Annotated in this window: 34 protein-coding genes; 20 read left to right on the plus strand and 14 right to left on the minus strand. The window is 74.3% G+C overall.

From position 1 onward, the window contains the following. The 5 genes from CTKZ_RS03850 to CTKZ_RS03870 form a co-directional block, all read right to left on the minus strand. Nucleotides 1–270 (minus strand): nitroreductase/quinone reductase family protein (locus CTKZ_RS03850; RefSeq protein ID WP_124341699.1); only part of this gene is annotated, 270 nt, incomplete at its 3' end. Nucleotides 271–356: 86 nt separating this feature from the next. Then, nucleotides 357–1,226, minus strand: coding sequence for an AraC family transcriptional regulator (locus CTKZ_RS03855; protein WP_124341700.1), 870 nt, complete (start codon nt 1,224–1,226; stop codon nt 357–359). A 150-nt stretch (nt 1,227–1,376) separates the two neighbouring features. After that, entirely contained in the window at nt 1,377–2,099 is a 723-nt protein-coding gene (locus tag CTKZ_RS03860) for a dienelactone hydrolase family protein (RefSeq protein WP_124341701.1), read from the minus strand. 197 nt (nt 2,100–2,296) lie between these two features. Further along, nucleotides 2,297–2,851: a DUF6036 family nucleotidyltransferase gene (locus CTKZ_RS03865; RefSeq protein ID WP_124341702.1), complete on the minus strand. Its 555-nt coding sequence runs from the start codon at nt 2,849–2,851 to the stop codon at nt 2,297–2,299. Further along, nucleotides 2,848–3,519 (minus strand): helix-turn-helix domain-containing protein, encoded by a 672-nt coding sequence (locus CTKZ_RS03870; protein ID WP_124341703.1) that lies wholly within the window; start codon nt 3,517–3,519, stop codon nt 2,848–2,850. The genes CTKZ_RS03865 and CTKZ_RS03870 overlap by 4 nt, the downstream gene beginning before the upstream one ends. A gap of 77 nt (nt 3,520–3,596) precedes the next feature. Between CTKZ_RS03870 and CTKZ_RS03875 the strand changes: the two genes are divergently transcribed. The 5 genes from CTKZ_RS03875 to CTKZ_RS03895 all read left to right on the plus strand — a co-directional run bounded on the left by CTKZ_RS03875 (nt 3,597) and on the right by CTKZ_RS03895 (nt 6,801). Further along, complete coding sequence (locus tag CTKZ_RS03875) at nt 3,597–4,424, plus strand: nucleotidyltransferase family protein (RefSeq protein ID WP_124341704.1); 828 nt, start codon at nt 3,597–3,599, stop codon at nt 4,422–4,424. Further along, nucleotides 4,421–4,936 carry a GNAT family N-acetyltransferase gene (locus CTKZ_RS03880; RefSeq protein WP_124341705.1) on the plus strand — a complete coding sequence of 172 codons (516 nt, stop codon included), beginning with the start codon at nt 4,421–4,423 and terminating at the stop codon, nt 4,934–4,936. The genes CTKZ_RS03875 and CTKZ_RS03880 overlap by 4 nt, the downstream gene beginning before the upstream one ends. A gap of 270 nt (nt 4,937–5,206) precedes the next feature. Further along, nucleotides 5,207–5,641, plus strand: a complete 435-nt coding sequence (locus CTKZ_RS03885; RefSeq protein ID WP_124341706.1) for a VOC family protein — start codon at nt 5,207–5,209, stop codon at nt 5,639–5,641. Between the two features lie 5 nt (nt 5,642–5,646). Further along, complete coding sequence (locus CTKZ_RS03890) at nt 5,647–6,288, plus strand: winged helix-turn-helix transcriptional regulator (RefSeq protein WP_124341707.1); 642 nt, start codon at nt 5,647–5,649, stop codon at nt 6,286–6,288. Between the two features lie 21 nt (nt 6,289–6,309). After that, on the plus strand, nt 6,310–6,801 hold the full coding sequence (locus tag CTKZ_RS03895) for a hypothetical protein (protein WP_124341708.1): 492 nt from the start codon (nt 6,310–6,312) through the stop codon (nt 6,799–6,801). Between the two features lie 18 nt (nt 6,802–6,819). Here the strand turns inward: CTKZ_RS03895 and CTKZ_RS03900 are convergent, their stop codons facing one another. From CTKZ_RS03900 to CTKZ_RS03910, 3 genes are all read right to left on the minus strand, one after another. Next, complete coding sequence (locus CTKZ_RS03900; RefSeq protein ID WP_124341709.1) at nt 6,820–7,221, minus strand: hypothetical protein; 402 nt, start codon at nt 7,219–7,221, stop codon at nt 6,820–6,822. A gap of 129 nt (nt 7,222–7,350) precedes the next feature. Next, nucleotides 7,351–7,917 (minus strand): TetR/AcrR family transcriptional regulator, encoded by a 567-nt coding sequence (locus tag CTKZ_RS03905; RefSeq protein WP_124341710.1) that lies wholly within the window; start codon nt 7,915–7,917, stop codon nt 7,351–7,353. Continuing rightward, nucleotides 7,914–8,516 (minus strand): sugar O-acetyltransferase, encoded by a 603-nt coding sequence (locus CTKZ_RS03910; RefSeq protein ID WP_124341711.1) that lies wholly within the window; start codon nt 8,514–8,516, stop codon nt 7,914–7,916. Before CTKZ_RS03910 ends, CTKZ_RS03905 begins: the two co-directional genes overlap by 4 nt. Nucleotides 8,517–8,628: 112 nt before the next feature. On the opposite strand from CTKZ_RS03910, the gene CTKZ_RS03915 reads away from it, so the two are divergent. Together CTKZ_RS03915 and CTKZ_RS03920 are read left to right on the plus strand one after the other, a co-directional pair. Beyond that, entirely contained in the window at nt 8,629–9,318 is a 690-nt protein-coding gene (locus CTKZ_RS03915) for an NAD(P)H-dependent oxidoreductase (protein ID WP_124341712.1), read from the plus strand. An 89-nt stretch (nt 9,319–9,407) separates the two neighbouring features. After that, nucleotides 9,408–9,920 carry a methyltransferase domain-containing protein gene (locus CTKZ_RS03920; RefSeq protein WP_124341713.1) on the plus strand — a complete coding sequence of 171 codons (513 nt, stop codon included), beginning with the start codon at nt 9,408–9,410 and terminating at the stop codon, nt 9,918–9,920. Here CTKZ_RS03920 and CTKZ_RS03925 read toward each other — a convergent pair. The 3 genes from CTKZ_RS03925 to CTKZ_RS03935 are packed head-to-tail and all read right to left on the minus strand — an operon-like array spanning nt 9,811 to nt 11,113. Next, entirely contained in the window at nt 9,811–10,221 is a 411-nt protein-coding gene (locus CTKZ_RS03925; protein WP_124341714.1) for a DoxX family protein, read from the minus strand. The genes CTKZ_RS03920 and CTKZ_RS03925 overlap by 110 nt on opposite strands. Next, entirely contained in the window at nt 10,218–10,709 is a 492-nt protein-coding gene (locus CTKZ_RS03930; protein WP_124341715.1) for an SRPBCC domain-containing protein, read from the minus strand. The genes CTKZ_RS03925 and CTKZ_RS03930 overlap by 4 nt, the downstream gene beginning before the upstream one ends. Continuing rightward, nucleotides 10,706–11,113: an ArsR/SmtB family transcription factor gene (locus CTKZ_RS03935; protein WP_124341716.1), complete on the minus strand. Its 408-nt coding sequence runs from the start codon at nt 11,111–11,113 to the stop codon at nt 10,706–10,708. Before CTKZ_RS03935 ends, CTKZ_RS03930 begins: the two co-directional genes overlap by 4 nt. Nucleotides 11,114–11,385: 272 nt before the next feature. Here CTKZ_RS03935 and CTKZ_RS03940 point away from each other — a divergent pair, with 272 nt between their 5' ends. Continuing rightward, nucleotides 11,386–12,624 carry a cellulose binding domain-containing protein gene (locus CTKZ_RS03940; RefSeq protein WP_124341717.1) on the plus strand — a complete coding sequence of 413 codons (1,239 nt, stop codon included), beginning with the start codon at nt 11,386–11,388 and terminating at the stop codon, nt 12,622–12,624. 114 nt (nt 12,625–12,738) lie between these two features. Here the strand turns inward: CTKZ_RS03940 and CTKZ_RS03945 are convergent, their stop codons facing one another. Beyond that, entirely contained in the window at nt 12,739–13,575 is an 837-nt protein-coding gene (locus CTKZ_RS03945) for an alpha/beta fold hydrolase (RefSeq protein WP_124341718.1), read from the minus strand. Nucleotides 13,576–13,707: 132 nt separating this feature from the next. Here CTKZ_RS03945 and CTKZ_RS03950 point away from each other — a divergent pair, with 132 nt between their 5' ends. From CTKZ_RS03950 to CTKZ_RS03965, 4 genes are all read left to right on the plus strand, one after another. Further along, complete coding sequence (locus CTKZ_RS03950; RefSeq protein WP_235843292.1) at nt 13,708–14,292, plus strand: TetR/AcrR family transcriptional regulator; 585 nt, start codon at nt 13,708–13,710, stop codon at nt 14,290–14,292. A 13-nt stretch (nt 14,293–14,305) separates the two neighbouring features. After that, a complete protein-coding gene (locus CTKZ_RS03955) occupies nt 14,306–14,938 on the plus strand; it encodes a GNAT family N-acetyltransferase (protein ID WP_124341720.1) in 633 nt (210 codons plus the stop codon). Beyond that, the gene (locus tag CTKZ_RS03960) at nt 14,935–15,426 is read left to right on the plus strand and encodes a GXWXG domain-containing protein (RefSeq protein ID WP_124341721.1); all 492 of its coding nucleotides are present in this window, start codon (nt 14,935–14,937) and stop codon (nt 15,424–15,426) included. The genes CTKZ_RS03955 and CTKZ_RS03960 overlap by 4 nt, the downstream gene beginning before the upstream one ends. A gap of 181 nt (nt 15,427–15,607) precedes the next feature. Then, nucleotides 15,608–16,021, plus strand: coding sequence for a hypothetical protein (locus CTKZ_RS03965; RefSeq protein WP_124341722.1), 414 nt, complete (start codon nt 15,608–15,610; stop codon nt 16,019–16,021). A gap of 14 nt (nt 16,022–16,035) precedes the next feature. Here CTKZ_RS03965 and CTKZ_RS03970 read toward each other — a convergent pair whose 3' ends face one another. Continuing rightward, nucleotides 16,036–17,055, minus strand: coding sequence for a zinc-dependent alcohol dehydrogenase family protein (locus CTKZ_RS03970; RefSeq protein ID WP_124341723.1), 1,020 nt, complete (start codon nt 17,053–17,055; stop codon nt 16,036–16,038). Between the two features lie 152 nt (nt 17,056–17,207). Here CTKZ_RS03970 and CTKZ_RS03975 point away from each other — a divergent pair, with 152 nt between their 5' ends. From CTKZ_RS03975 to CTKZ_RS03995, 5 genes are all read left to right on the plus strand, one after another. Next, complete coding sequence (locus CTKZ_RS03975) at nt 17,208–18,086, plus strand: helix-turn-helix transcriptional regulator (RefSeq protein ID WP_124341724.1); 879 nt, start codon at nt 17,208–17,210, stop codon at nt 18,084–18,086. Beyond that, entirely contained in the window at nt 18,083–18,700 is a 618-nt protein-coding gene (locus tag CTKZ_RS03980; protein WP_235843293.1) for a DapH/DapD/GlmU-related protein, read from the plus strand. The genes CTKZ_RS03975 and CTKZ_RS03980 overlap by 4 nt, the downstream gene beginning before the upstream one ends. A 149-nt stretch (nt 18,701–18,849) precedes the next feature. Next, nucleotides 18,850–19,311 carry an SRPBCC domain-containing protein gene (locus CTKZ_RS03985; RefSeq protein ID WP_124341725.1) on the plus strand — a complete coding sequence of 154 codons (462 nt, stop codon included), beginning with the start codon at nt 18,850–18,852 and terminating at the stop codon, nt 19,309–19,311. Then, nucleotides 19,308–19,646, plus strand: a complete 339-nt coding sequence (locus CTKZ_RS03990; protein ID WP_124341726.1) for an ArsR/SmtB family transcription factor — start codon at nt 19,308–19,310, stop codon at nt 19,644–19,646. The genes CTKZ_RS03985 and CTKZ_RS03990 overlap by 4 nt, the downstream gene beginning before the upstream one ends. Further along, nucleotides 19,643–20,137 carry an SRPBCC family protein gene (locus CTKZ_RS03995; RefSeq protein WP_235843295.1) on the plus strand — a complete coding sequence of 165 codons (495 nt, stop codon included), beginning with the start codon at nt 19,643–19,645 and terminating at the stop codon, nt 20,135–20,137. Before CTKZ_RS03990 ends, CTKZ_RS03995 begins: the two co-directional genes overlap by 4 nt. Before the next feature lie 18 nt (nt 20,138–20,155). On the opposite strand, the gene CTKZ_RS04000 is transcribed toward CTKZ_RS03995, so the two are convergent. After that, nucleotides 20,156–20,575: a PPOX class F420-dependent oxidoreductase gene (locus CTKZ_RS04000; RefSeq protein ID WP_124341727.1), complete on the minus strand. Its 420-nt coding sequence runs from the start codon at nt 20,573–20,575 to the stop codon at nt 20,156–20,158. A 132-nt stretch (nt 20,576–20,707) separates the two neighbouring features. Here CTKZ_RS04000 and CTKZ_RS04005 point away from each other — a divergent pair, with 132 nt between their 5' ends. The 3 genes from CTKZ_RS04005 to CTKZ_RS04015 form a co-directional block, all read left to right on the plus strand. After that, nucleotides 20,708–22,183: a calcium-binding protein gene (locus tag CTKZ_RS04005; protein WP_124341728.1), complete on the plus strand. Its 1,476-nt coding sequence runs from the start codon at nt 20,708–20,710 to the stop codon at nt 22,181–22,183. 133 nt (nt 22,184–22,316) lie between these two features. Further along, nucleotides 22,317–23,753: a cellulase family glycosylhydrolase gene (locus CTKZ_RS04010; protein ID WP_124341729.1), complete on the plus strand. Its 1,437-nt coding sequence runs from the start codon at nt 22,317–22,319 to the stop codon at nt 23,751–23,753. Nucleotides 23,754–23,935: 182 nt separating this feature from the next. Next, nucleotides 23,936–24,578: MFS transporter (locus CTKZ_RS04015; RefSeq protein WP_148090455.1), on the plus strand; the 643-nt coding region annotated here is incomplete at its 3' end.

Genomic DNA, 24,578 nt, shown 5'->3' on the forward strand with positions numbered 1-24,578 from the left:
CCCCCCCCCCGACCCGACCTCGGCGCTCACCCCGGGGTGGGCGACGAGGTTGTGGAACCAGGCGGGGTGGACGTCGCGCCCCGCGAACGACCCGAACACCGCGAGGCGCCCGTCGCCGAGGTCCTGGTACATCATCGGGCTGACCCTCGGCTCACCGGTGCGGGCTCCCGTGGTGTGCAGGAGCAGCAGCGGCTCGCCCGCGAAGTGGCCGCCGACCTGCCCGGCGTTCGCGCGGAACTCCTCGATGACGTGCGTGTTCCAGTCGTTCATGCGGTGCTGCTCCCGGCATCGGTCGGCGGTCGTACGGACGCACCAGTGAACGACGCCGGCAGCGACCCGGCGACCCGCCGCGCCGGTCAGCCGCCCTCGACGGGCAGCCAGAGCTCGACGGTGGCGGTGCTGAGGTCGTCGGCGCGCTCGAGCACCGCGACGACCTCGGGCCCGGGACGCAGACGCCACGGGTTCGACGGGAACCACTCGGTCGCGGTCGCGGCCCAGACGCTCTGCAGCGTCTGCGGGTAGGGGCCGGACGCCCGGAAGACGGCCCACGTCCCGGCGTCGACGGGGACCACGTCCAGGTCGTCGGGGACCTCGGCGTCGTCCGAGACCGCGACGCCGTGCAGGTAGGTGAGCTCCGAGCCCTCGCGGCGGTCCGGGTCGAGGTCGGCGCTCACCGCGAGCAGGCCCGACGGCTCGGTGTCGGCGAGCGCCTTGAGCCGCCGGTGCTCGGCCGGCGCGATCGACACGACGTGCTGCTGGATCGCCGGGTTGACCCCCTCGTGCACGAGCGGGACGCGGGCGGCGTGCCCGACGAGGCGGAACGCGGGGCGGGTGACGAGGCGGACGTCCATGGGACTGGCTCCTTCGACGGTCAGGCGGAACCTGAGGCGGGGTTGCGTACGGAAGGGACCGCCGTCCCGCCGGGCCTGACCCGGGCCGACGCCGTGCACCGACTGGAACGCCCGGCCGAACGCCTCCGCCGAGCCGTACCCGTAGCGCACGGCGACGGTCAGCAGGTCGTCCGCACCGCCGACGAGGTCGGCCGCGGCGAGCGTCATCCGCCGGCGCCGCACGTACTCCGACAGCGGCATCCCGGCCAGCGACGAGAACATGCGCCGCAGGTGGTACTCGCTCGTGCCGAGCGTGGCGGCGAGGCGGACGACGTCGAGGTCCTCGGTGAGGCTGTCCTCGACGGCGTCGACGAGCCGGTTGAGCCAGGCGATCACGGTGCTCCCTTCCGCTCCTCAGCCTCGCGGCCGTGGCCGCCCGTCCGCCCGATCATCGGTGCCCGGTGCGATCAGTGGGACGTCGCCGTCGGGGAGGTGCACCGCCAGGGCCGTCGGCCGGGCGTCGTCGTGCCCGGCCGACGCCCCACCTCATCGCAGGTGCCGGTCGAAGAACCGTGCCCCGTCCTCGAGCTCGAACCGTGGGGTGCCGAGGTGACCGCCCGGGTTGGCGTGCAGCGTCTTCTCGACGCTGCCGAACGCGTCGAACAGGTTCAGCGCCCGCTGCCGCGGGTTCCCCTCGTCGTCCCACTGCAGCAGGACGAGCACCGGGATCGTGACGCGCGGTGCCTCCGCCCGCACGGCCCGCGGCACGAACCCGCCCGCGAAGAAGCCCGCCGCCGCGATCCGAGGCTCGGTCACCGCAAGCCGGATCCCGAGCGCCATCCAGCCGGAGTACCCCACCGGCCCGGCGACGTCGGGCAGGTCGAGCAGGGCGTCGAGCGTAGTGCGCCACTCCGGGGCGGCGTCGTCGACCATCGGGCCGACCATCGCCTCGAAGATCTCGTCGACCGGCTCGCCGGCCTGCATCGCGCGCCTCAGGTCGACGCGCAGCTGGTCGGCAGCGGCCGTGCGGGGCCGGTCGCCGCAGCCCGCGGCATCGATCGACGCGACTGCGTAGCCGTACGTCGCGGCGTGGAACCGGGCGCGCGCGACGAGCCGCGCGTCGCGTCGGGGAAGGCCGTTGTTGTGGGCCATGAGGACCAGCGGGGCCGGTGCGGAGCCGGTGGTCCAGAGGGTGCCGGGGATGTCGCCGAGCGCGAAGTCGCGCTCGAGGACCCCGTCGTCGTGGCGGTGCTCGGAGGTGAAGTCCATGGTCGTGCCTCTCGGGAGTGCGCGTGGGCGGCGCTCCCGGGCGACCTATCGCCCGACCGTGACCCCGGAGGGGAGCACCCTGATCGATCCAGCGTTCACGGGTACCACCTCCTCGTCCTGTCGCACGGCTCTCGCAGGATAGGCAGCGCCACGACACGCGTCACGGGAAATGTGTGGCGCGGTGAAGCCCGGCGGCCTCAGACGTCCATCCGGTCGAGCACGTCCTCGGCGAGCAGCTCCAGGTACTCCAGCGGCGGGGCGGAGTCGGGGTGGCCACCCCCGAAGACGCGTTCGGTGATCTCGACGGCCTGGTATGGCGCGGTGATGCCGAGGTGACGGAACAGGACGACGAGGTCGTCGAGGTCGCGCTCGCGTCCGGCGAGCATCTTCATCGCGAGCAGGTGCTCGGGCGAGGCGACGGCGGCGGACAACCCGGGGACGTCGAGCTCGGTCTGGCCCTCGTCGCTCACCAGGCCGACGACGGCGGACGTGACCCGGTCGTTGAGCCACTCGGGGTCGAGCCCGTGCCGGGTCGCGACCTCGCGGGCAGCGGTGCGCAGACCGTCCGTCTCCGTGCGGAACACCGCGTCGACGTCCCGCGTGACCCGGCGGGAGTCCAGGGTGATCGACATGGCGGCGCCCCCGACGACGTAGATCGTCGCGTGCAGGCCGTCGCGGTGGAGCACGGCACCGAGCTCGGTGAGCAGGCCGATGACCTCGGCACGGGACAGCGTCGGACCGTGCTCGCTCATGCGGTCGTGAAGTTCCGCTCGTCGAACCAGATGCCCAGCCGCGCGAGCTCGACCGGGGTGCGCTGCATCGCGACGGCGGCGCGGGCACCGCGTCCTGTGGGCCACCACCAGGCAGCGAGCGGGCGCCGACGGGTCCAGTCGGGCGCCCCGACGCCGGCCCGCCGGGCGACGTACCGCACGCTCCCGGCGATCAGCGCGTCCCAGCGCTCGTCACCGGTCGACGGTGGCTCGGCCAGCATCTCGTCGACGCGTCCAGCCGCCGCCGCACGGGGCAGGGAGTTGAGGCCGTCGAGAAGCATCCGGAGGGCAGCAGGCTCGTTGCCGTCCCGCAGCTCGGGGCGGACGTCCTCGACGATCTCGGGCACGGTGCGCCACCAGCGCGGGGACGGCTCCTGCGTGCGCAGGCCGTCCTCGTAGTCGAACGCGTCGCGCGCGGCGCGCATGTACCCGTTGGACCAGTTCGGTCGCAGCAGCGTCCGACGACCACGTGACGTCGTGAGGACCATCCCCGTCTCCACGAGGCGCGAGACCTCGCGCGCGACGGTCGACAGCGGCTCGTCCAGCTGCCGCGCGAGGTCGCTGGCCGTGATGGCGTCCGCCGCGCGCGCCAGTGCCCGCAGCACCCGCGCCTGGGTGTCGCTGCGGAAGATCGCCGTGGCGTTGGCCATGGCCCGAGCCTATCTCCAACAATGCGGCAGATACAGCCGGCGACGGGCCACCCGCCAGCCACCGGCATGCTGGGGCGGTGCTGAGCGACGCGCGACTGCGGGACGTGGCGGAGCGCCTGGTCGAGGTGCCCGGGGTGCGGGCCGTCGTGCTGGGCGGGAGCCGGGCCCGCGGCGACCACGCCGCGGAGTCCGACGTGGACCTGGGCCTCTACTACCGGCCACCCCTCGACGTGGACGCGCTCGGCGCGGTGGTCCGTGAGATCGCCGGTCCGGAGGCGCAGGTGACCGCGCCCGGCGCGTGGGGGCCGTGGGTCGACGGCGGGGGGTGGCTGCACGTCGACAGCACCGCCGTCGACGTGCTCTACCGCGACCTGGACCGCGTGCGGCGCAGCTGGCAGGAGGCGCAGGAGGGCCGGTTCGCGTGGCACGCGCAGGCCGGTCATCCGCTCGGAGTGCCGTCGTTCGCGTACGCGGGCGAGGTCGCCGCCGCGGTCGTCCTCGCGGACCCGTCGGGCGAGGTCGCGGCGCTGCATGACGAGGCGTCGGCCTATCCCCCGGCGTTGCGCGACGCGGTCGTCGGCGGCCTCTGGGAGGCCGCGTTCAGCGTCGACGTCGCGGCCAAGGCGGTCGGGCGGGGCGACAGCGCGTACGTCGCCGGGTGCCTGTTCCGCGCGGTCCTGCTGTGCGCGCACGCCCTGCACGCGCACGCGGGTCGCTGGGTCACCAACGAGAAGGGTGCCGTCGCCGCGGCCGGACGACTGCCCGACGCTCCACGGGACTTCGGCGTGCGGGCGCAGGCGCTGTGCGCCGCCGTCGGCGCGGACCCTGACGCGCTGCGTGCGACGCTCACCGCCGCTCGCGACCTCGTCGACGAGACCGCGACCGTGTGCATGGAGGGGTCGTGACCTCGCCGCTGGTGCTGCGGCCGCTCACGGCCGCCGACGAGGCGGAGGCGTGGGCCGCGCACGACGAGCTCGCGCGCGAGGGGTTCGAGTTCCTGCTCGACGGGCGTCGCGACGACTGGTCCCGCTACCTGGCGCACCTGGCCGACGAGCGCGCGGGCGTGCATCTGCTGCCGGGCCGCGTGCCCGCGACGTTCCTGGTCGCGGACGTGGGCGGCGTACTCGTCGGGCGGGTGTCGGTACGGCACGCGCTGAACGAGGCCCTCGCCCTCGTCGGCGGGCACATCGGGTACGCCGTGCGGCCCGCGCACCGCCGACGGGGCTACGCGACCCAGATGCTGCGGCAGTCGCTGGTCGTCGCCCGGTCCGTCGGTGTCGAGCGGGCGCTCGTGACGTGCGACGACGACAACGTCGCGTCCGCGCAGACCATCGAGCGGTGCGGCGGGGTGCTCCAGGACCGCGTCCCGGTCGACGGGCGGCCGGCCAAGCGCCGGTACTGGGTGCCGACGGCTTGACGTCGCCCGGCGACCGGCCCGCGCTGCGGGGCCACGGAGCGGGCCGAAGGCCGCGTCGGAGTCGGTGCGCCCGGCCGGGTGGTGGTGCGGCGGCCTCCCCCGAGGCCCCGGTGCGCTCCGTGCGCCGGCCGGCAGACGACGGGTCGGTGCGCGGCCGCACGCCGCTGAGCGCGGCCGGGCCGGCGGTCAGCCGAACCCCTTGACCCTTCACTTGTTTTTTGCAAGCGTGGTGGCGTCCGCACCGCTCGCACCGCCGCTGAGGAGAGCGCCATGACCGCGATGTTCGTCAACCTGCCGGTGACCGACCTGGAGCGCGCGAAGAGCTTCTACACGGCGCTCGGCTTCACCATCAACCCGATGTTCACCGACCACAACGCAGCCTGCGTCGTCGTCGAGGAGGACCACAGCGCGTTCATGCTGCTCACGCGCGAGTACTTCCAGACGTTCACCGACCTGCCGCTCGGCGACCCCGCCGTGAGCCCGTCGGTGTCCACCGCGGTCTTCCTCGACAGCCGCGAGGCCGTCGACGCGACCGCCGCCGCCGGACTGGCCGCGGGCGGCACCGAGCCGCGGCCCGCGTCGGACTACGGCTTCATGTACCAGCGCGGCCTCACCGACCCCGACGGCAACGTCCTCGAGTTCGGCTGGATGGACCCGGCCGCCGCCGCGCAGGGTCCCGACGCGGTCGCGAGCCAGCAGGCCTGAGGCCGATGGCCGCACGCGACTACGGGCAGTACTGCGGGATCACGCGCGCCCTCGAGCTGGTCGGCGAGCGGTGGGCCCTGCTCCTCGTCCGTGACCTGCTCGTCGGGCCCCGGCGCTACGGCGAGCTCGCCGCCGGGCTCCCCCGCATCCCGACGAACGTCCTGGCGGCGCGGCTCAAGGAGCTCCAGGCGGCGGGCATCATCCGGCGCGCACCCCGGTCGCGCGTCATCGTCTACGAGCTCACGCCCTACGGCCGCGAGCTCGAACCCGTCGTGCTCGCGCTCGGGGCGTGGGGTTTCAAGGCGATGGGCGACCCCCGCGACGAGCAGGTCGTCACGCCCGACGCCCTGACGATGACGCTGCGCACCGCGTTCCGCCCCGACGTCGCGGCGACGCTGCCGGCGACCGCCTACGCGGCGCACGTGGGCGACGCCGGGCTGCTCGTCCGCGTCGACGGGCCGTCGCTCGCCGTGACACGCGGCGACGGCCCCGTCGACCTGTCCTTCGCGGCCAGCCCTGACCTGCACCGCGTCATCTCGGGCGCCCTCTCCCCCGACCGCGCGATCGCGACCGGGGTCGTCGAGGTGCTGCACGGCCCCGGCGACCTGCTCTCCCGCTTCGCGACGACCTTCCACCTCGCCGCCTGAGCCGCGCGTCTACGCTGCCGCATGGCACCCGTCGTCGACGTCCACGTGTGGGTGGCACCGGAGAACCGTGCGGACGCGCTGCGGCGCTTCCTCGCCGACCACGTCGACGTCGAGCGCCCCGGCGACGACCGGCTGACCGCCGTCGAGCGCACGTACGTCCACGGCGCACCCCTGCCCGGCGACCGCGCGCTGCTCGCCGACCTGGCGCGCACGCCGCAGGACACCGGCGCGTTCACGATCTACGTCCGGGCACGCGAGCACCACGGCGCGAACGTCACGGTCACGCGCGAGGGCGCGCTCGTCGTGGGGCTCGCGATCGACGACCCGCTGGAGTCGCGGGTGGCCGTCGCCGAGGCGGTCGTGCTCGCCGCGCAGCTCGAGGCGGCGGTCGGCGGGACCGCGACGCTGCTCGGCGCGGAGGTGCTGCTGCCGCCGCAGGACCGCGACGAGTGGCGGGATGCCGAGACCGTCCTGCACCGGTCCGGGAGCATCGAGACGTCGGGCACGGACTGATCCAGCACCCGCTCGGGTTCAGCGGGACGTGCGCCGGCGCTCGCGGACGCTCGCGTGCCGCACGGACGCCTCGTCGACGTCCTTGACCCACTCCGCGCGGCGCAGCGCGTCGACGTCGGCCCGTGTCGGCTGACGCCGGTGCTCCGCCTTCTCCTGCCGGCGCCGCTCCGCGAACGCCTCGGCGTAGCGCAGCCGGCTCGCGCGCGACTCCTCCAGGACGTCGAGCGCCGCGAGCACGTCGTCGCCGGTCCAACCGGGACCAGGCGGTCGGGACGTGCCGACGAGGTCGCCGAGGTGCTGCTGCGTGCCGCCGAACCCGAGCGGGTGGTGCCGGTTCACGAGCGAGCGCAGCGCGCTCAGCCGGTACGGCAGCGGGACGTGCGGGTCGCGGACACGGCGCGCGACGACGGCCCAGCTCATGCGCGGAGGCTAGCGCGACCGCCACCCGTCGGTCGCCGAGCAAGGCCGAGCCGACGACGCGGTCGGTCGCCGCGCGAGGCCGGGCGACGACGCGGTCGGTCGCCGAGCGATCCCGAGCCGACGACGCGGTCAGTCGACGTGCGCCGTCGTGCGCGTGAGGCGTTCGACGGCCAGCTCGATCTCGTCGCGGTCGCGCGGCTCGGTGTCGAGGGCGCGGTGGATCGTCAGGCCCTCGATCATGGCGTCGAGCAGCCGCGCGGTCGCGGGGTCGAAGTGCCGTGCGAGCGCGTGCCGGCTGCGGGCCATCCACGCGTGCGTCAGCCGGCGGTAGCGCGGGTCGCGGGCAGCGAGCGTGTAGAGCTCGTGGGTCAGGACGAGCTCGTGCGGGTCGGTGAGCACGTCGACCGCGACGAGGTCGGCGACGGCCCGCCGGGCCTCCGCGACGCCGTCGACCGCCGCCATCGACGCCTCGAAGCGGTCGCTCATGCGCCGCGCGAACCGCTCGAAGGCCTCGAACAGCAGCGCGTCCACGCTGTCGAAGTGGTAGGTGATCGACCCGAGCGGCACGTCGGCGGCGGCGGCGACGCGGCGGGTCGACGCACCCGCGACGCCGACCTCCCCGACGACCTCGAGGCACGCGTCGACGATGCGGTCGCGCCGCTCGGGGTCGTGACGGCGCCGCCGCCGCTCGGTCACCGCGCCTCGCCCTGGGGGCCGATCTGCCGCACGACACGGGCAGGGTTGCCCACTGCGACGACGTTGGCGGGCAGGTCGCGCACCACGACGGACCCGGCACCGACGACGGTGTTGTCACCGATGGTCACGCCCGGGCAGACGATGACGCCACCGCCGAGCCAGACGTTGTCGCCGAGCGTGATCGGCTTGGCGGCCTCGAGCTTGTCGCGCCGCGGCTGCGGGTCGACCGGGTGGGTCGGGGTGAGCAGCTGGACGTTCGGGCCGATCTGGCAGTCCTCGCCGATCGTGATGGTCGCGACGTCGAGCGCGGTGAGGTTGTAGTTGACGAACGTGCGCGCGCCGACGTGGATGTTCTCGCCGTAGTCGACGAACAGCGGCGGCTTGACGTAGGCACCCTCGCCGAGGGTGCCGAGCAGCGCGACCAGGTGCTCGCGCGCGTCGGGCTCGCCCGCGGACTCGGCGCGGTAGTAGGCGTCGGAGAGCCGGAACGCCTCGCGGGCGATGCGCCCGCTGTCCGGGTCGTCGGCGATGTAGAGGTCACCGGCGAGCATGCGCTCGCGGTTCGTGCGGGGGTCACCGGCGAAGTAGTCGGTTGTCATGCGGACGATCGTACACAGTATGTGTACGCCTGAACATATCGACCGGAGGCGCGCGGTCGCCCTCCGGTACCGTCACGACGGACGCGGCCCGGAGCGCGACGGGGAGGACCGGATGACGGCAGGAGCGGCGTCCCGCGGGGACGCGCAGGTCCACGCACGCGGTGACGGGCCCGCGCCCGTCGTCGTGCTCGTGCTCGCGCACCCGCGACCCGACAGCCTCAACCACGCGCTCGCCCGGAGGATCGGCGACGCCGTGACCCGCGCGGGCGCGCACCTCGTCACGCACGACCTGTACGCCGAGGGGTTCGACCCCGTCCTGCGCGCCGAGGAGTCGTTCGTCGTGGGGCCCGACCTCCACCTCGGCGGCCCGTCCGGCGATCCGCTCCTGGACCGTCACCGCGCGGGCCTCGCGTCCGCCGACGCGCTCGTCGTCGTGCACCCGAACTGGTGGGGCAAGCCGCCCGCGATCCTCGCCGGCTGGCTCGACCGGGTCCTCGTGCCCGGCGTCGCGTACCGCCTGCCCGACGCGGGCGGCCTGCCCGAGCCGCTGCTCGCGGTCCGCCGTCTGGTCGTCGTCAACACGACCGACACACCGGCGGAGCGGGAGGCGACCGTGTTCGGCAACCCGCTCGCCGCGATCTGGGAGCGCTGCGTCGGCACGTACCTCGGCTCCCCGACGTCGCCCACGGTCGTGGAGCGGACGGTCCTCGCGTCGGTCAACGAGGCCGACGACGCGCAGCGCGCGCGATGGCTCGACGAGATGGACGACGTGGGCACCCGGCTGGTCCACGCCCTGCTCTGACCACGAGGCACCACGGCCGCGCCGCTCTCGTGCCGCACCGGCGGGGAAAGGCGCCGACGACACGGTGAGCCCCGTGCTGTCCTGGCCGCATGGCGAACCGTGAGCGACCGGCCGGCGACGTCGACTACGAGCGGCTCGGGGCGGGCTACGCGCACGTCCGCCGGCCCGACCCGCGCATCGCCGCCCGGGTGCACGCGGCCCTCGGCAGCGCCCGCACGGTGCTGAACGTGGGCGCCGGCGCGGGGTCGTACGAGCCGGCCGACCGGTACGTCCTCGCCGTCGAGCCGTCCGCGGCGATGCGCGCGCAGCGACCGGCCGGTGCGGCACCGGCCCTCGACGCCACGGTCGAGCACCTGCCGTTCGACGACGACGCCTTCGACGCCGCGATGGCGATGGTCACCGTGCACCAGTGGCGCGACGTCGACCAGGGCCTGCGCGTCTCGGCCCGGGGAACGACCACGTCCGCGTCGACGCCCGGGCCGGTCCGCGCCGTCAGCCCTGCGCGGTCTGCCGGCGGCGCAGCACGACGACGACCGTCGCGGCGAGCACGCCGAGCGCGAAGGTCACGACCGGGCTCGCGCCCAGCACGAGCAGGTTCGTGAGCGTGGCGCCGACCATGAGCAGCGTGAGTCCTGCCGCGGCGAGCAGGGCGACGCGCGGGACGAGCACCCCGACGGCGCCCGCGACCTCGAGCGCCCCGACCACGAGCCGCAGCCACTGACCGGCGCCGATGTCGTCGAACATCTCGACCATCGCCGCCTCCCCCGCGAGCTTCGACGCCCCGGCCCCGACGAACACCAGCGCGAGCGCGGCGCGCGCGACCCACGTGAGGACGGTCGCGATCCGGGAGCGCACGCCGCGTCGCCGGTCGGCACCGACGACGACCGCCTCGGTCCCGGTCATGCCACCGAGCCGTCCGCGAGGAGCGCGTCGAGCCGCTCGTGGCCCTCACGGACGCCGTGCTCCATGCCGCTCGCGACGATCTGGTCGCGCGTCGTGAAGTCCTCGGCGAGGGTCGTGACCGTGAGGCGCGTCCGGCCGCCGGGCAGCGGCTCGAACCGGTAGCGCTCGAGCACGACGCCGTCCCCCATGCCCTCGACGGCGACGGTCTGGACGATCGACGACGGTTCCACGACCTCGTGGAACGAGCCGTACGAGACGAGCTCCATCGGGCCGGAGACGTGCGTGTAGCGGTAGGAGCCCGCGGAGCGGCAGTCCCACGTGTCGAGGCGGGTCTGGGTGTCGGCCGGACCGAACCAGCGGAGCAGCAGGTCCGGGTCGACGTGCGCGCGGAAGACGCGGTCGGGCGTCGCGTCGAACTCGCGGACGAGGCGGACGACGGGCAGGTCGTCGGGGGCGACGACCTCGGTCTCGTGCCGGGTGCTGGTCATGCGCGGCCTCCTTCGGGTCCGGTGGTGCGGTCGGTGCGGCGGGTGGGGTCGGCGAGGCCGGTGAGGCCGGTGCGGTCGCCGGTCGGGTGCTCGGCGAGCAGGTCGTCGAGGCGGCGGTACCGCTCCTCCGCCTGGCGGCGGTACCGCTCGATCCAGCGGGTCATGAGCGCGAACACCTCCGCGTCGAGCTGGACGGGTGCGCGCCGGTCCTCCGGGTCGCGCCGGACGACGCCCGCGTCGGTGAGCACGCGCAGGTGCTTCGAGACCGCCTGGAGCGTGATGTCGTAGGGCTCGGCGAGCTGCCCGACGGTCGCGTCGCCGTCGGCGAGTCGCGCGACGATGTCGCGGCGCGTCGGGTCGGCGAGCGCCGCGAACGCGCGGGAGAGCGGGTCGGTCGCCGCCATGGATCCTCCTCAACCATCTGGTTGACGACAACCATGGACGGCATGCCCGCATCTGTCAACCGATCGGTTGAGGAGTGCTCGGGCAACATCCGCGCGCACGCTCGGACCTTGTCTCTACACCGGTGAAAAACGATTCGGGTCGACGTTCCGCCCTCGCCCGCCTCGACAGCGCCCGAACCGCTTCGCGAAGGTGGAGCAGCACGTCATCGCCTCGCCGTGCGCGCAAGAGCACCGCCCGCGCCGACACTCCGGGGCCCGAGGAGGGATGTGGGATGGCACAACGACGACACAGGTGGGCGACCGTCGCGGTCACCCTGGTGACCGGCGCGCTCCTCGGCAGCACCGTGCTGCCGCCCGCGTCCGCCGCCGCCGGCGGGTCCGGCCCCTACCCGGCCGACCACGAGACCTCGTCGAGCCTGCCGAACCACACGATCTACCGGCCCGTCAACCTGCCGTCAGGCAGGCTCCCGGTGTTCGTCTGGAGCAACGGCGCCTGCTCGGCCAACGGCACCTCCGCGCTGCCGTTCCTCCGCGAGATCGCGTCGCACGGGTTCCTCGTCATCTCCAACGGCAGCCCGAACGGCGGTGGCTCGTCGACGTCGTCGTGGCTCACGCAGTCCATCGACTGGGCCGTCGCGGAGTCGTCCCGCTCCGGCAGCCCGCTGCGCGACCGGGTCGACACGTCGAAGATCGCGGTCGCCGGCTTCTCGTGCGGCGGGCTCGAGGCGTACGCGGTGTCCGGAGACCCGCGGGTCACGACGACGATGATCTTCAGCAGCGGCCTGCTGAACGACGCCGACGACTACCAGCTCCGGCGCCTCGACCACCCGATCGCCTACATCATCGGCGGGCCCGGCGACATCGCGTACCCGAACGCGATGGACGACTGGGGCAAGCTCCCGGCGGGGCTCCCGGCGTTCATGGGCAACCTGCCCGTCGGCCATGGCGGGACGTACGACCAGACGAACGGCGGCGAGTTCGGCCGCGCCGCGGTCCTCTGGGCGAAGTGGCAGCTCAAGGGCGACACGCAGGCCGGGCGGACGTTCGTCACGTCGGGCTGCGGGCTGTGCAGCGGCGGGCAGTGGACGGTGCAGCAGAGGAACCTCGTCCTCGGCCCGGACCCGACGCCGACCCCGACACCCACGCCCACCCCGACGCCGACCCCCACCCCGACGCCCACACCGACCCCGACACCCACCACGACGCCGCCGGACCCGACGGCCGCGTGCTCCGCGACCTACACGGTCGTCAACCAGTGGCCGGGCGGGTTCGTCGCGAACGTCGACCTCACGGCGCTCCGCGCTCTCGACGGCTGGCGGGTGCAGGTGACGCTCCCGTCCGGGGCGTCGGCGACGCAGGTGTGGAACGGCGTGCGGGCGGGCAGCGGTCAGCCGATGACCGTCACGAACGCGGCGTGGAACGGCGCCCTCCGAGCCGGCCAGGGCACCGGCTTCGGGTTCCAGGGCACGGGGACGGGCGCGGGTGCCACCGTCTCCTGCCAGGCGGCCTGACCGCGTCGTACGGCGAGGTGCCCGCCCCGGGGAGGGACGGGCACCTCGTCCTGTGCGGCCCGGGACCGCTGCGGCGCGCGGCCGGCAGACCGCGCGCCGCGGAGCGCGGTCGCGTCAGCGCGCGAGGAACGCGAGCAGCGCCTCGTTGACCTCGGCCGTGTGCGTGGTGAGCAGCCCGTGCGGCGCACCCTCGATCTCGACGTACTCGGCCGACGGGAGCGCCTTGACGAACCGGCGTGCGGTCACGTCGACGTCGAGGATGCGGTCGCTCGTGCCGTGCAGGATCAGAGCGGGCACGTCGATCTTCGGGATGTCGTCGCGGAAGTCCGTGCCCCACGTGAGCGGCGCGGCGGCCGACGCGACCGAGCCGGACCCGGCGGCGACGTCCCACGCGTGGCGCACCTGCTCCTCGGAGATGCGGGTGCCCAGGTTCTCGTCGAGGTTGAAGAAGTCCTGGTAGAACGCGGTGAAGTAGGCGTACCGGTCCTGGCGGACGGTCGCCGCGATGTCCTCGAAGAACGACGCCGGCGCGCCACCCTCGGGGTTGTCCTCGGTCTTGGTGAGGAACGGCTCGAGCGACGCGAGGAACGCGGCCTTCGCGACGCGCGTCGAGCCGTACGTGCCGAGGTAGCGGGCCACCTCGCCCGTGCCCATCGAGAAGCCGACCAGGACCACGTCGCGCAGGTCGAGCGTCTCGAGCACGACGTTGAGGTCGGCCGCGAACGTGTCGTAGTCGTACCCGACGGACGGCTGGCTCGACTGGCCGAAGCCGCGACGGTCGTACGTCACGACGCGGTAGCCGGCGTCGAGGAGCGCGGCGGTCTGGCCCTCCCACGAGTTGCCGTCGAGCGGGAAGCCGTGGATGAGGACGACCGGCTGGCCGGTGCCCTTGTCCTCGTAGTGCAGCTCGATGTCGACCGAGTTCTCCGTGCCGACGGTGATGCGTCCCATGGCCTGGCTCCTTCTCGTCCGTGGGAGAACGATCGTTCTCCGCCGATGTCGCTTACACTAGAGAACGAGCGTTCTCAGCGCAAGGGCGGGGAGCAGAACGCCGGGCGACGGCCCGGTGAAGGGCGGTGGACCGTGACACGGGCGACCGGGCAGACCACGACGACCGACGTGCGCGACCGCGTCGTCGCCACCGCCGACGCGCTGTTCTACGCGCGCGGCATCCAGGCCGTCGGGATGGACGAGGTCCGCACCGCGGCCGGCGTCTCCCTCAAGCGCCTCTACGCCGAGTTCCCCGGCAAGGAGGCCCTCGTGCTCGCGGTGCTCGACGCGCGGCACGGGATCTGGGAGGCGGGCCTGAGCGGTGCGCTGAGCGGCGTCGACGACCCGCGCGAGCGCCTGCTCGCGATCTTCGACTTCCTCGCCGAGTGGTTCACCGACGACACGTTCCGCGGCTGCGGGTTCATCAACGCGTTCGGCGAGCTCGGCGCGACGTCGCCCGCCGTCGCCGACGCGGTCCGCGTGCACAAGCAGTCGTTCCAGGACCACGTCGCCCGGCTCACCGCCGACGCCGGGGGCGACCAGGCCCTCGCCGCGCAGCTCGCCCTGCTCGCCGAAGGGGCCCAGACGACCGCCGCGATCGCCGGCCGCGCGGACGCCGCCCGCCAGGCCCGCGCCGCGGCGGAGGTGCTGATCGACGCCGCGCTCGGCGCGCGCTGAGGTCGCGGCCCGCATGACCGACCACGACGGACACGACGAGACCCGACGCGACACGACGGCCCTCGGCACGAGCGGCCGCGGCACGACCGACGACCGCGCGACCGGCGTGCGCGTCCGGCCGGGTCGCGCCGACGACCTCCCCGCCCTCGCGCGGTTCGCCGACTCGGGGAACCGCGCGCTGTGGCGCGTCGAGGAGGCGCGCGACGGCCGCGAGACACTGCTCGTCGCCGAGGACGCCACCGGTCCCGTCGGGACCGTCAGCATCCGCTGGGACAACGACTGCGACCCGCCGCACCCCTGGCTCTACGGGCTGCACGTCGACGCCGACCACCGCGGCCGTGGCGCGGGCGAGCGGCTCGTGCACGCCGCCGAGGACGCGGCGCGCGACCGCGGCGCGTCCGCGTTGAGCCTCGACGCCGACCGCGACGACCCCGTCGTCGGCTGGTACGAACGTCGCGGCTACCGGCGCGTCCGCGCGCACGAGCACCGCTGGACCAGCGTCGACCCGCGGACCCGCCAGGTCACCGCGTCGGGGACCGCGGCGACGTGGGTGCTGCGCCGACCGCTCGACGGGCACGACGCCGACACCCGTCCCGTGACGGGCACCGAGACCGACGCCGGTAGCGGCACCGAGGAGGCCTCGTGACGTCCGCGCTGGAGCGGTTCGACGCCCTCCCGCCCGTCGCCACGACCGACCTGCGCGGCACGTGGCGCGGCGCGGGGATCCCCACCGGCCACCCGCTCGACGGCGTGCTCGAGCACCTCGGCTGGTTCGGCAAGAGGTTCGACGACGACGACACCGCGCACCCGCTGCTGTTCCGGTCGGGCCACGGCGTGGTGCGCGTCCACCCGGGCCTGGTCCCGTTCGGGCTCGTGCTGCGCGCCGCCCCGCTCCTGCGGACACCGCCCGCCGCCGCGGCGTTCGCGCTCGTGCGGCCGTTCGTCACGACGCGTCGCCCCCGCGCCCGGCTGCGCGAGGTGTGCTACCGCGGCGTCGTCTCGGCCGCGATGGTCTACGACGACCTGCCGATCGTCGACGCGTTCCGCGCCGACGACGACGGCTCCGTGGTCGGTGCGATGGACGCGCGCGGCATGGCCGAGCCCTACCTGTTCCGGCTCCGCCGGGTCCGCTGACCCGGGACGACGAGCGCAGCGGCGGCGCGGCGGCGGCGCGGCGGCGGCGCGGCGGCCTGCGACGCCTCGTCGGCGCCTGGGCACGCCGGATCCGCGGATGCGACGGGCCACGTCGAGTCGGCGGATGCGTCTGGGGACAAGTTGGACGGTGGTCGGCGTCGCGCGGCTACGGTCCCGTCCCGTGCAGCGACTCAACCCGCCCCCGAACTGGCCCGCCCCGCCCGCCGGCTGGACGCCTCCGTCCGGCTGGCAGCCCGACCCCGCGTGGGGCCCGCCGCCGGCGGGCTGGGACCTGTGGGTCTCCGACGACGGCGGCACCCGCCGCGACCGCCAGGCCGCGTTCGGCCCCGTGGGGATCGTGGCGGGCGCGCTCGTCGTCGTCCTGGTGCTCGCGCAGGCCGCGCTCGGGATCTTCTCCGCGCGGGCCATGGGCAGCGCGGTCGGGTCCGCCCTGCTGCCGTGGCTGATCGTGTCGCTCTCGGTCCGCTACTCCCGGCGTGAGTGGCGGTGGTGGGCGATCGTGCTCGTGTTCTTCGCCGTCTGGGTGGTGCTGCGGCTGGTCAGCGCTGCGGGCCAGGCCGCCGGGGGCACCTGACGGCGGGACCGCGGTCAGAACGTGAGCAGCACCTTGGTCGCACGGCGCTCGTCCATCGCCTGGTAGCCCTCGGCGGCCTTCTCGATCGGCAGGGTGAGGTCGAAGACCAGGCCGGGGTCGATCTCCCGGTCCCAGATGAGCCGGATCAGCTCGGGCAGGAACCGGCGCACGGGTGCGGGGCCGCCGTGCAGGTGCACGCCGGAGAAGAACAGCTCCTCGCCGGGCAGCGCGACGTCGTGCGAGACGCCGACGTACCCGACGTGACCGCCGGGCCGGGTCGAGCGGATCGCCTGCATCATCGACTCCTGCGTACCGACGGCCTCGATCGTGCTGTGCGCGCCGAGCCCGTCGGTGAGCTCCTTGATCCGTGCGACGCCCGCGTCGCCGCGCTCCTCGACGACGTCCGTGGCGCCGAACCGGCGCGCGAGCTCCTGCCGGTCCTCGTGCCGGGACATCGCGATGATCCGCTCGGCGCCGAGCTGCTTCGCGGCGAGCACGCCGAGCAGGCCGACGGCTCCGTCGCCGACGACGGCGACGGTCTTGCCCGGGCCGACCTCGGCGGCGACGGCCGCGAACCAGCCGGTGCCGAGCACGTCGGACGCCGCGAGCAGCGACGGGATCAGGTCGGGGTCCGGCATGCCGGGCGTGGCGACGAGGGTGCCGTCGGCCAGGGGGACGCGCACGTGCTCGGCCTGCGCACCGGGGAGGGCGCCGGGCTGCCGGTGCACGCAGTGGGTCTGGTAGCCGGCCTGGCAGATCGCGCACGTGTTGTCGGACGCGAAGAACGTGCCGACGACGAAGTCGCCGACCTTCACGTGCGTCACGGCGGAGCCGACCTCCTCGACGACGCCCACGTACTCGTGGCCCATCGGCTGGTGGTCGACCTGGTCGGTGCCGCGGTAGGGCCACAGGTCGGAGCCGCAGATGCAGGTCGCGGCGAGCCTCAGGATCGCGTCGGTCGGCTCGACGATCGTCGGCCGCTCGGTCTCGTCGACCCGGACGTCGCCCGGGGAGTGCATGACGACTGCACGCATGGTGGTGGTGCCTCTCTGTCGGGACTCTGTCGGGATGCGTCCAGCGAACCCGACCGGCGTCGACGCGAGGAGTCCCTGACGTGGGGTGTACCGGCGGTGCACCCCACGTCACGGCCTGTCTCGCGGGCGCGGTCCGGCCTACCGTCGGGAGCATGGACAACCGGTCGGACGTGCGCGAGTTCCTCATGTCGCGGCGCGCGAAGGTCAGCCCGGAGGCGGCGGGCGTCGTGGGCGGCGCGAACCGTCGCGTCCCCGGCCTGCGGCGCAGCGAGGTCGCCGCGCTGGCGGGCGTGAGCGTCGAGTACTACGCGAAGCTCGAGCGCGGGGCGATCGGCGGTGCGTCGGCGTCCGTCCTCGACGCGGTCGCGCGGGCGCTCATGCTCGACGACGCCGAGCGGGCGCACCTGTTCGACCTGGCCCGGGCCGCCGACGGCATCCCGTCGTCCGGACGCGTCCGCCGACGGACGACGCGCTCGACGACGCCCCGGCCGAGCCTGCAGTGGGCGCTCGCCGCGATCACCGACGGCGTCGCGTTCGTCCGCGACCAGCGGCAGGACCTGCTGGCGACCAACGCGCTCGGCCGCGCGTTCTACTCCCCCGTGATCGGCGACGGCGGCCGCACGCCCAACCTCGCCCGGTTCCAGTTCCTCGACCCGGCGGCGCGCGACTTCTACCCGGACTGGGACCTGTTCGCGGAGATGTGCGTCGCGATCATGCGCGCGGAGGCCGGGCGCGACCCGCACGACAAGGGCCTCCAGGACCTGGTCGGCGAGCTGTCGACCCGGAGCGAGACGTTCCGCCGGCTGTGGGGCGCGCACGACGTGCGGACGCACGGCGCGGGCACCAAGCGGTTCCACCACCCGGTCGTCGGCGAGCTCGTGCTCGCGTACGAGGAGCTCGCGATCACCGCCGAGCCGGGCCAGGTGCTCATGGTCTACACCGCGGAGCCGGGGTCGCCGTCGGCCGAGCGGCTGCGCCTGCTGGCGTCGTGGGCGGCCGACCCGGTCCACGCGGCGACACCGCCCGCATGACGCGCGCGCCCGCCGACGAGGAGACGCCCGTGGACCTGCAGGACTTCCTCGACCACGTCGGGGCACGCCGGCTGCTCGAGGCCGGCTCGCCCGCGCACGCCTTCCTGCACGACGCCGCCCAGGAGGCGATGCGCGTCGGTGCCGAGCTCAACACCGGGTACCGGACGCCCGACGAGGTGCGCGCGCTTCTGTCCCGCCTCACCGGCCGCCCGGTGCACGAGTCCGTGACGCTCTTCCCGCCGTTCCACTGCGAGTTCGGCAAGAACCTGACGCTCGGGCGGGACGTCTTCGTCAACATGGGCTGCCGCTTCCAGGACGCGGGCGGCATCTCCGTCGGCGACGGCTCCCTGATCGGTCACGGCTGCACCGTGGTCACGTTGAACCACGCTTCCGACCCGGCCCGTCGGGGCGACATGCTCCCCGCACCCGTGGTGATCGGGCGCAAGGTGTGGCTCGGCGCCGCGGTCACCGTCGTGCCGGGCGTGACGATCGGCGACGGCGCGATCGTCGGCGCGGGTGCGGTCGTCACGAGGGACGTGCCGCCCGACACGGTCGTCGCGGGCGTGCCGGCGCGCGTCCTGCGGCCGACGGGCTTCTGCTCCACCGACGGCTGACGCCTCACGTCGGACCCCCGGCACGCGAGGCCCGACGCCCGGTGCGTCGGGGACGGCTGCGCCGACCAATTCGCAACCGATGGTTGCGTTGGGCCCCCGCCGGGTCTACCGTCATACGCAACCAATCGTTGCGAACAACGGGAGAAGCCATGGAGTTCGGCAGCATCGAGCGCGAGATCCACGTCGACGCGGCACCGGAGGTCGTGTTCGAGGTGCTCAGCAGCCCGGGGCACATCCGGGACTGGTGGAACGGCGCGGAGACCGACCTCTCCGCCGAACCCGGCAGCGGGACCGAGGTCGCGTGGGGACGCGGCACCGCCGACGAGCACGTCGAGCCGCTCACCGTCGTCGCGGCCGACCCGCCGCGGCTCTTCTCGTTCCGCTGGGTGCCCGACGACGCCGACGACCCCGTCGCTGCCGCGCTGCTCGTGACCTTCGAGCTCGTGCCCGCCGGGTCCGGGACGCTGCTGCGGCTCACCGAGACCGGCTTCCGCGAGAAGGGCTGGGAGGCCGCCGTCATGGAGGCCGCCTACGCCGACCACGTCAACGGCTGGGACGTGTTCGTCCCCGCCATCGCGGCGCACGCCGAACGGCTGGTCGCGACGCGATGAGCACGGCCGTCGACGACGACCTCTGGTCGGCGGTCGGGGACCCGACGCGTCGCCGCATGATCGACCTCCTGCTCACCGACGGACCGGGCACCGCGACCTCGCTCAGCGAGCGCCTGCCCGTGACGCGGCAGGCCGTCGCCAAGCACCTCGTCGTGCTCGACCGCGTGGGGCTCGTGCACGTCACGCCCGCCGGGCGCGAGCGGCGCTACGAGGTCGACGAGGCCCAGCTCGCCCGTGCTGTCGCCCAGCTCGCCGACGTGGGCCAGGCCTGGGACGCCCGGCTCCAGCGCATCAAGCGGATCGCCGAGGCGATCGCACGCAGCCAGAAGAAGTGACCGGTACCCCGAGGAGAACCGGCACCGAGCAGAAGGAAGGGTTCGAGATGGTGGACATCATCCACAGGGTCGGCATGCGATCGGCCGCCCTGGACGACGTGTACGCGGCACTCACCACGATCGACGGTCTGTCGGGCTGGTGGACGACCGACACGACCGGCGACCCGGACGTCGGCGGGCTGCTGGCGTTCCGCTTCCCGCAGGGCGGCTTCGACATGGTCGTGCTCGAGTCCGAGCCGGGTCGGAAGGTCGTCTGGGAGGTCGTCGACGGTCCCGAGGAGTGGATCGGCACGACCGTGCGCTGGGAGCTCCGGCAGGACGGCGAGTACGTCATCGTGCTGTTCGCGCACGAGGGCTGGCGCGAGCCCGTCGAGTTCATGTCGCACTGCAGCACCAAGTGGGCCACGTTCCTGGTGAGCCTCAAGCAGCTCGTCGAGACCGGAGCAGGCGCCCCGGCACCCGACGACCTCGCGATCTCCGACTGGCACTGACCCGGGAGGGCCCGCCGGCTACGGGTGGACCGTGTGCGTCACGGGGTACCACGCGTCGCCGGCGGGCTCGCCGTCGAGGTTCCAGCTCCACGACTCGGTCGGTCGCACCCGCACGTACCAGCCGGGCCCGATCATCCCGGCCCGCTCGACGGGGTCGTCGGCGACGCCGTAGACGCGCACGCCGCGGGCCGTGAACGGGTCCATCGACGGCACGTCGTCGAAGACGATCGCGACGCGGCGCCGGCCCGCGAGCACGTGGCGGACCTTGCGCGTCCGCAGGACCGCCTCACCGCCCCCGAACCAGAACGCCTCCCCGTCGAACTCGCACGCGACCGGCACGACGTCCGGCTGGTCCTGCTCGCCGACGGTCGCGACGCGTGCGACCGGGTGGTCGCGCAGGTAGGCGACCTCCTGCGGGGTGAAGGCGGTGCCGTCCATCGTCCCTCCCGGGGTGTCGGTGCCCGAAGGTGCAGCGTCGTCGCGGTGAAGCCTTTCGGTCGGCCGACGGGCGCGCTCGGCCGGGTCCCACGCCCCTAGTGTGCGCACCACGCCGACACCCGGGAGGGCTCGATGACGAGACGGACGCGGTTCGGACTGACCGTCGGGGCGGTCGCGGTGCTCACGATGCTGCTGCCCGCGCCTGCGTGGGCCGGCGACGTGCAGCGTGAGGAGTTCACGCGCCCGCCCGCCGACCCGTGGCAGGTGATCGGGTTCGGCGGGGACCCGGTCACGAGCACGCGCGGCGGCGCGATCACGATCGGCCGCGAGACGCTCGTGATGCTGCTCGAGACCGCGGGGACGTCGGAGTGGACCGGCGCGTCGGGGCGGCTCACCGGGTGGGACGTCGACGTCCGGATGCGGCTCGGCCGCGACGCGACGGGCGCGTGCCTCGACGAGGAGACGGGCACGCCGCCGCCGACGCTCCTGTGGGTCGGCGACACCATGGACCTGGTCCAGGTCGGCTTCGCACCCGGCGAGGTGTGCGTGCTCTACCCGTACGAGGACCGCCAGGTGATCCCGCTCGACACGCACCGCTGGCACCGGTACCACCTCGAGGCGCGCGGCCAGCAGGTCCGGCTGACGGTCGACGGCCGCACGGTGCTGGACCGGACGTTCACGGGACGCGGCGCGGGGACGGTCGGGCTGGGGTTCGAGACGTACCGGGGCTCGTCCACGTGGGACTACGTCCGGTACGACACCGCCCCCGGCCGCCCGTGCACGATCCGCGGCACCGACGGGCCCGACACCCTGACGGGCACGCCGGACGCGGACGTCATCTGCGCCGGCGCGGGCGACGACCGCGTCTCGGGTCTCGGCGGCGACGACGTGCTGATCGGGGGCGACGGCGACGACGTGCTGCTCGGCGGCGACGGCCACGACCTGCTGCAGGGCGGCTGGGGTGCCGACGTGCTCGACGCGGGCGCGGACAGCGGCCGGTCCGAGGGCGGTCAGGGCGGCGACCGCTTCGTCCTGGGGGCGGCCCCCGACGGTGCGCACCAGGTCGTCGGCGGTCCCGGGCACGACGTCGCGGACTACGGCGCGCGCTCGGCGCCGGTCACCGTGACGCTCGACGGCTTCGGCGGCGACGGGTCGGCCGGCGAGGGTGACGCCGTGGGTGCGCCGCCGCCGTGGAACGCGTCGCCCGACGTCGAGGAGGTGCGCGGCGGTGCGGGCGACGACGTCCTGACGGGCTCGCCGTGGCGGGACGCGCTCATCGGCGGTCTCGGTGCCGACCTGCTGCGCGGGCTGGGCGACGCGGACACGCTGCGCGGCGCCGACGGGGTCGAGGGGAACGACCGGCTCGACGGCGGCGACGGCGCCGACACGTGCACGGCCGACCCGCTCGACGTGCTGACGTCGTGCAACGACCGCCACCCGCCGTACCCGACACCGACGCCGATGCCCACCCAGTCCGGCACGCCGACCCCGGCCCCGACCGCGACCACGTCCGGCGGCGCAGCGCCCGGGCCGTCCGGCACCGCGTCCCGCAGCGGGCCCGCGCGCGCCCTGCCGACCGTCGCACCGCCGTCACCCGACCGTGGCTGAAACGTTTACCTCGCGCCTGGACGGGCCGCCGCTGTAGCGGTCAAGCGCTGACGGGCGCACCCTCCTCACGAGCGGTCGTGCACCTCGCCGGGGGACGCGGCCGTGTCGCACCCCACCACGCACGAGGAGCTCCATGTCCCAGCGCACGAGAGTCGCCGCGCTGCTGTCGGCGGCCGTGCTCGCCATGTCGGGGATCAGCGCGATCACCGCCATGTCGGCACAGGCCGCGGCCGGCTGCACGGTCGACTACGCCATCACGAACCAGTGGAACCCCGGCTTCGGGGCTAACGTCACCGTCACCAACCTCGGCGACCCGGTGTCGTCGTGGACCGTCGGCTGGACGTTCCCGTCGGGCCAGAAGGTCACACAGGCCTGGAACGCCGACGTCACGCAGTCCGGCAGCGCCGTCACGGCCCGCAACGTCGCCTGGAACGGCGCGGTCCGGACCGGCGGTACCGCGAGCTTCGGGTTCAACGGCACCTGGAGCGGGTCGAACGCCGTGCCGACCCAGTTCACGCTCAACGGCGTCGCCTGCACCGGTTCCACGACCGGCACGCCGACGCCCACGACGTCGCCCACCCAGAGCCCGACGCCGACCCCGACGCAGACCACGACTCCCCCGCCGCCGACGGGCACGACGCCCGTCGCGATCAACGGCCAGCTGCGCGTCTGCGGCGTCAACCTCTGCAACCAGTACGGCAAGCCGATCCAGCTCCGCGGCGTCAGCACGCACGGGCTGCAGTGGTTCGCGAAGTGCTACAACACCGCCTCGCTCGACACGCTGGCGAACGACTGGAAGGCCGACGTCCTGCGGATCGCGATGTACGTGAACGAGGACGGCTACGTCACCGACCCGGCCGGCTTCACGTCGCGCGTCAACAGCCTGGTCGACCAGGCCGAGCAGCGCGGCATGTACTCGATCATCGACTTCCACACGCTCACGCCGGGTGACCCGAACGTGAACCTCGAGAACGCGAAGACGTTCTTCCGCAACGTCGCCAGCCGGAACGCGGCGAAGAAGAACGTCATCTACGAGATCGCGAACGAGCCCAACGGCGTCTCGTGGGAGCAGATCCGCACCTACGCCAACCAGGTCATCCCGATCATCCGCGCCGCCGACCCCGACGCCGTGATCCTGGTCGGCACCCGCGGCTGGTCGTCGCTCGGCGTCTCCAACGGCTCGACGTCGGCGGAGATCGTCGCGAACCCGCTCGCCTTCTCGAACATCATGTACACCTTCCACTTCTACGCGGCGTCCCACCTGGACAACTACCGCAACGAGGTGCGGAACGCGGCGAGCAAGCTGCCGCTGTTCGTGTCCGAGTGGGGCACCACGAGCGCGACCGGCGGCGGCACGGTCGACCTCGCGTCGTCGACGACGTGGCTCGACCTGCTCGACTCTCTCAAGATCAGCCACGTCAACTGGACGTACTCCGACGCGAACGAGAGCAGCGCCGCCTTCCGCGCCGGCACGTGCTCGGGCTCGAGCTACGGCACGTCGCAGCTGTCGCAGTCCGGCCAGTTCGTCCGCAGCCGCATCGTGACGGCGGACAGCTTCCCGACCGGCTGAGGCCCGCACGACCCGCACCACCCGCCGCCCTCGGAGGTCCGCCTCCGGGGGCGGCGGCACGTCACGGACGACCGCGCCCGACGTCGACCGCCAGGCGCACCCGCACCCTCCCGGCGGGCCGCGACATCGACGCCGGGCGGCCGCGGATGTCGTGAACGGAGGTCCTCGCCCGTCACCCGGGCATGACTCCCACCGTCACGCCCGCCGCGCACCGCGCCACGACCGCGCTGTTCCTCGTCAGCGGCCTGTCCTTCGGCGGCTTCGTCGTCCGCTCCGCCGCGCTCAAGGTCGAGCACGGCCTCGACGACCGCGCCTACGGGCTCACGAGCGTGCTGTTCGGCGCCGTCGCCATCACCACGATGCAGGCCCTCGGCCCGCTGCTGCGACGCGTCGGCCCCGAGGCCGTCGCCCGCGTCGCGGTCGTCGCGCTCCCCCTCGCCGTCGCGCTGCTGGGCGCCGTCCCCGGCACGGCCTCCTACGTCGCCGCGATCGCCGTGGTCGCCGCGGCCAACGGAGCGCTCGACGTCTCCATGAACGCCACGGCGGTCCGCGCCGAGCAGCGCATCGGACGCCCGATCCTCAGCGGGTGCCACGCGGCGTGGAGCGTCGGCATCACCGTCGCGACCCTCGCTGGGACCGCCACCCTCGCCGCGGGCGTCCCGACCGTCGTCCACCTCGCCGTCGCCGCCGCCGTCGCGGTGCCCGTCGCGCTCGCGGCCGGCAGGCGGCTGCCGGCCGCGGTCGAGGTGGCGAGGTCGCTGCCCGACACCGGTCCGACGACGGACGCGCCGCCGTCCGGGTCGACGGGCGCGCGCCCCGCTCGAC

Origin of the sequence: Cellulomonas algicola (assembly GCF_003851725.1) — a bacterium.
GTDB lineage: Bacteria > Actinomycetota > Actinomycetes > Actinomycetales > Cellulomonadaceae > Cellulomonas > Cellulomonas algicola.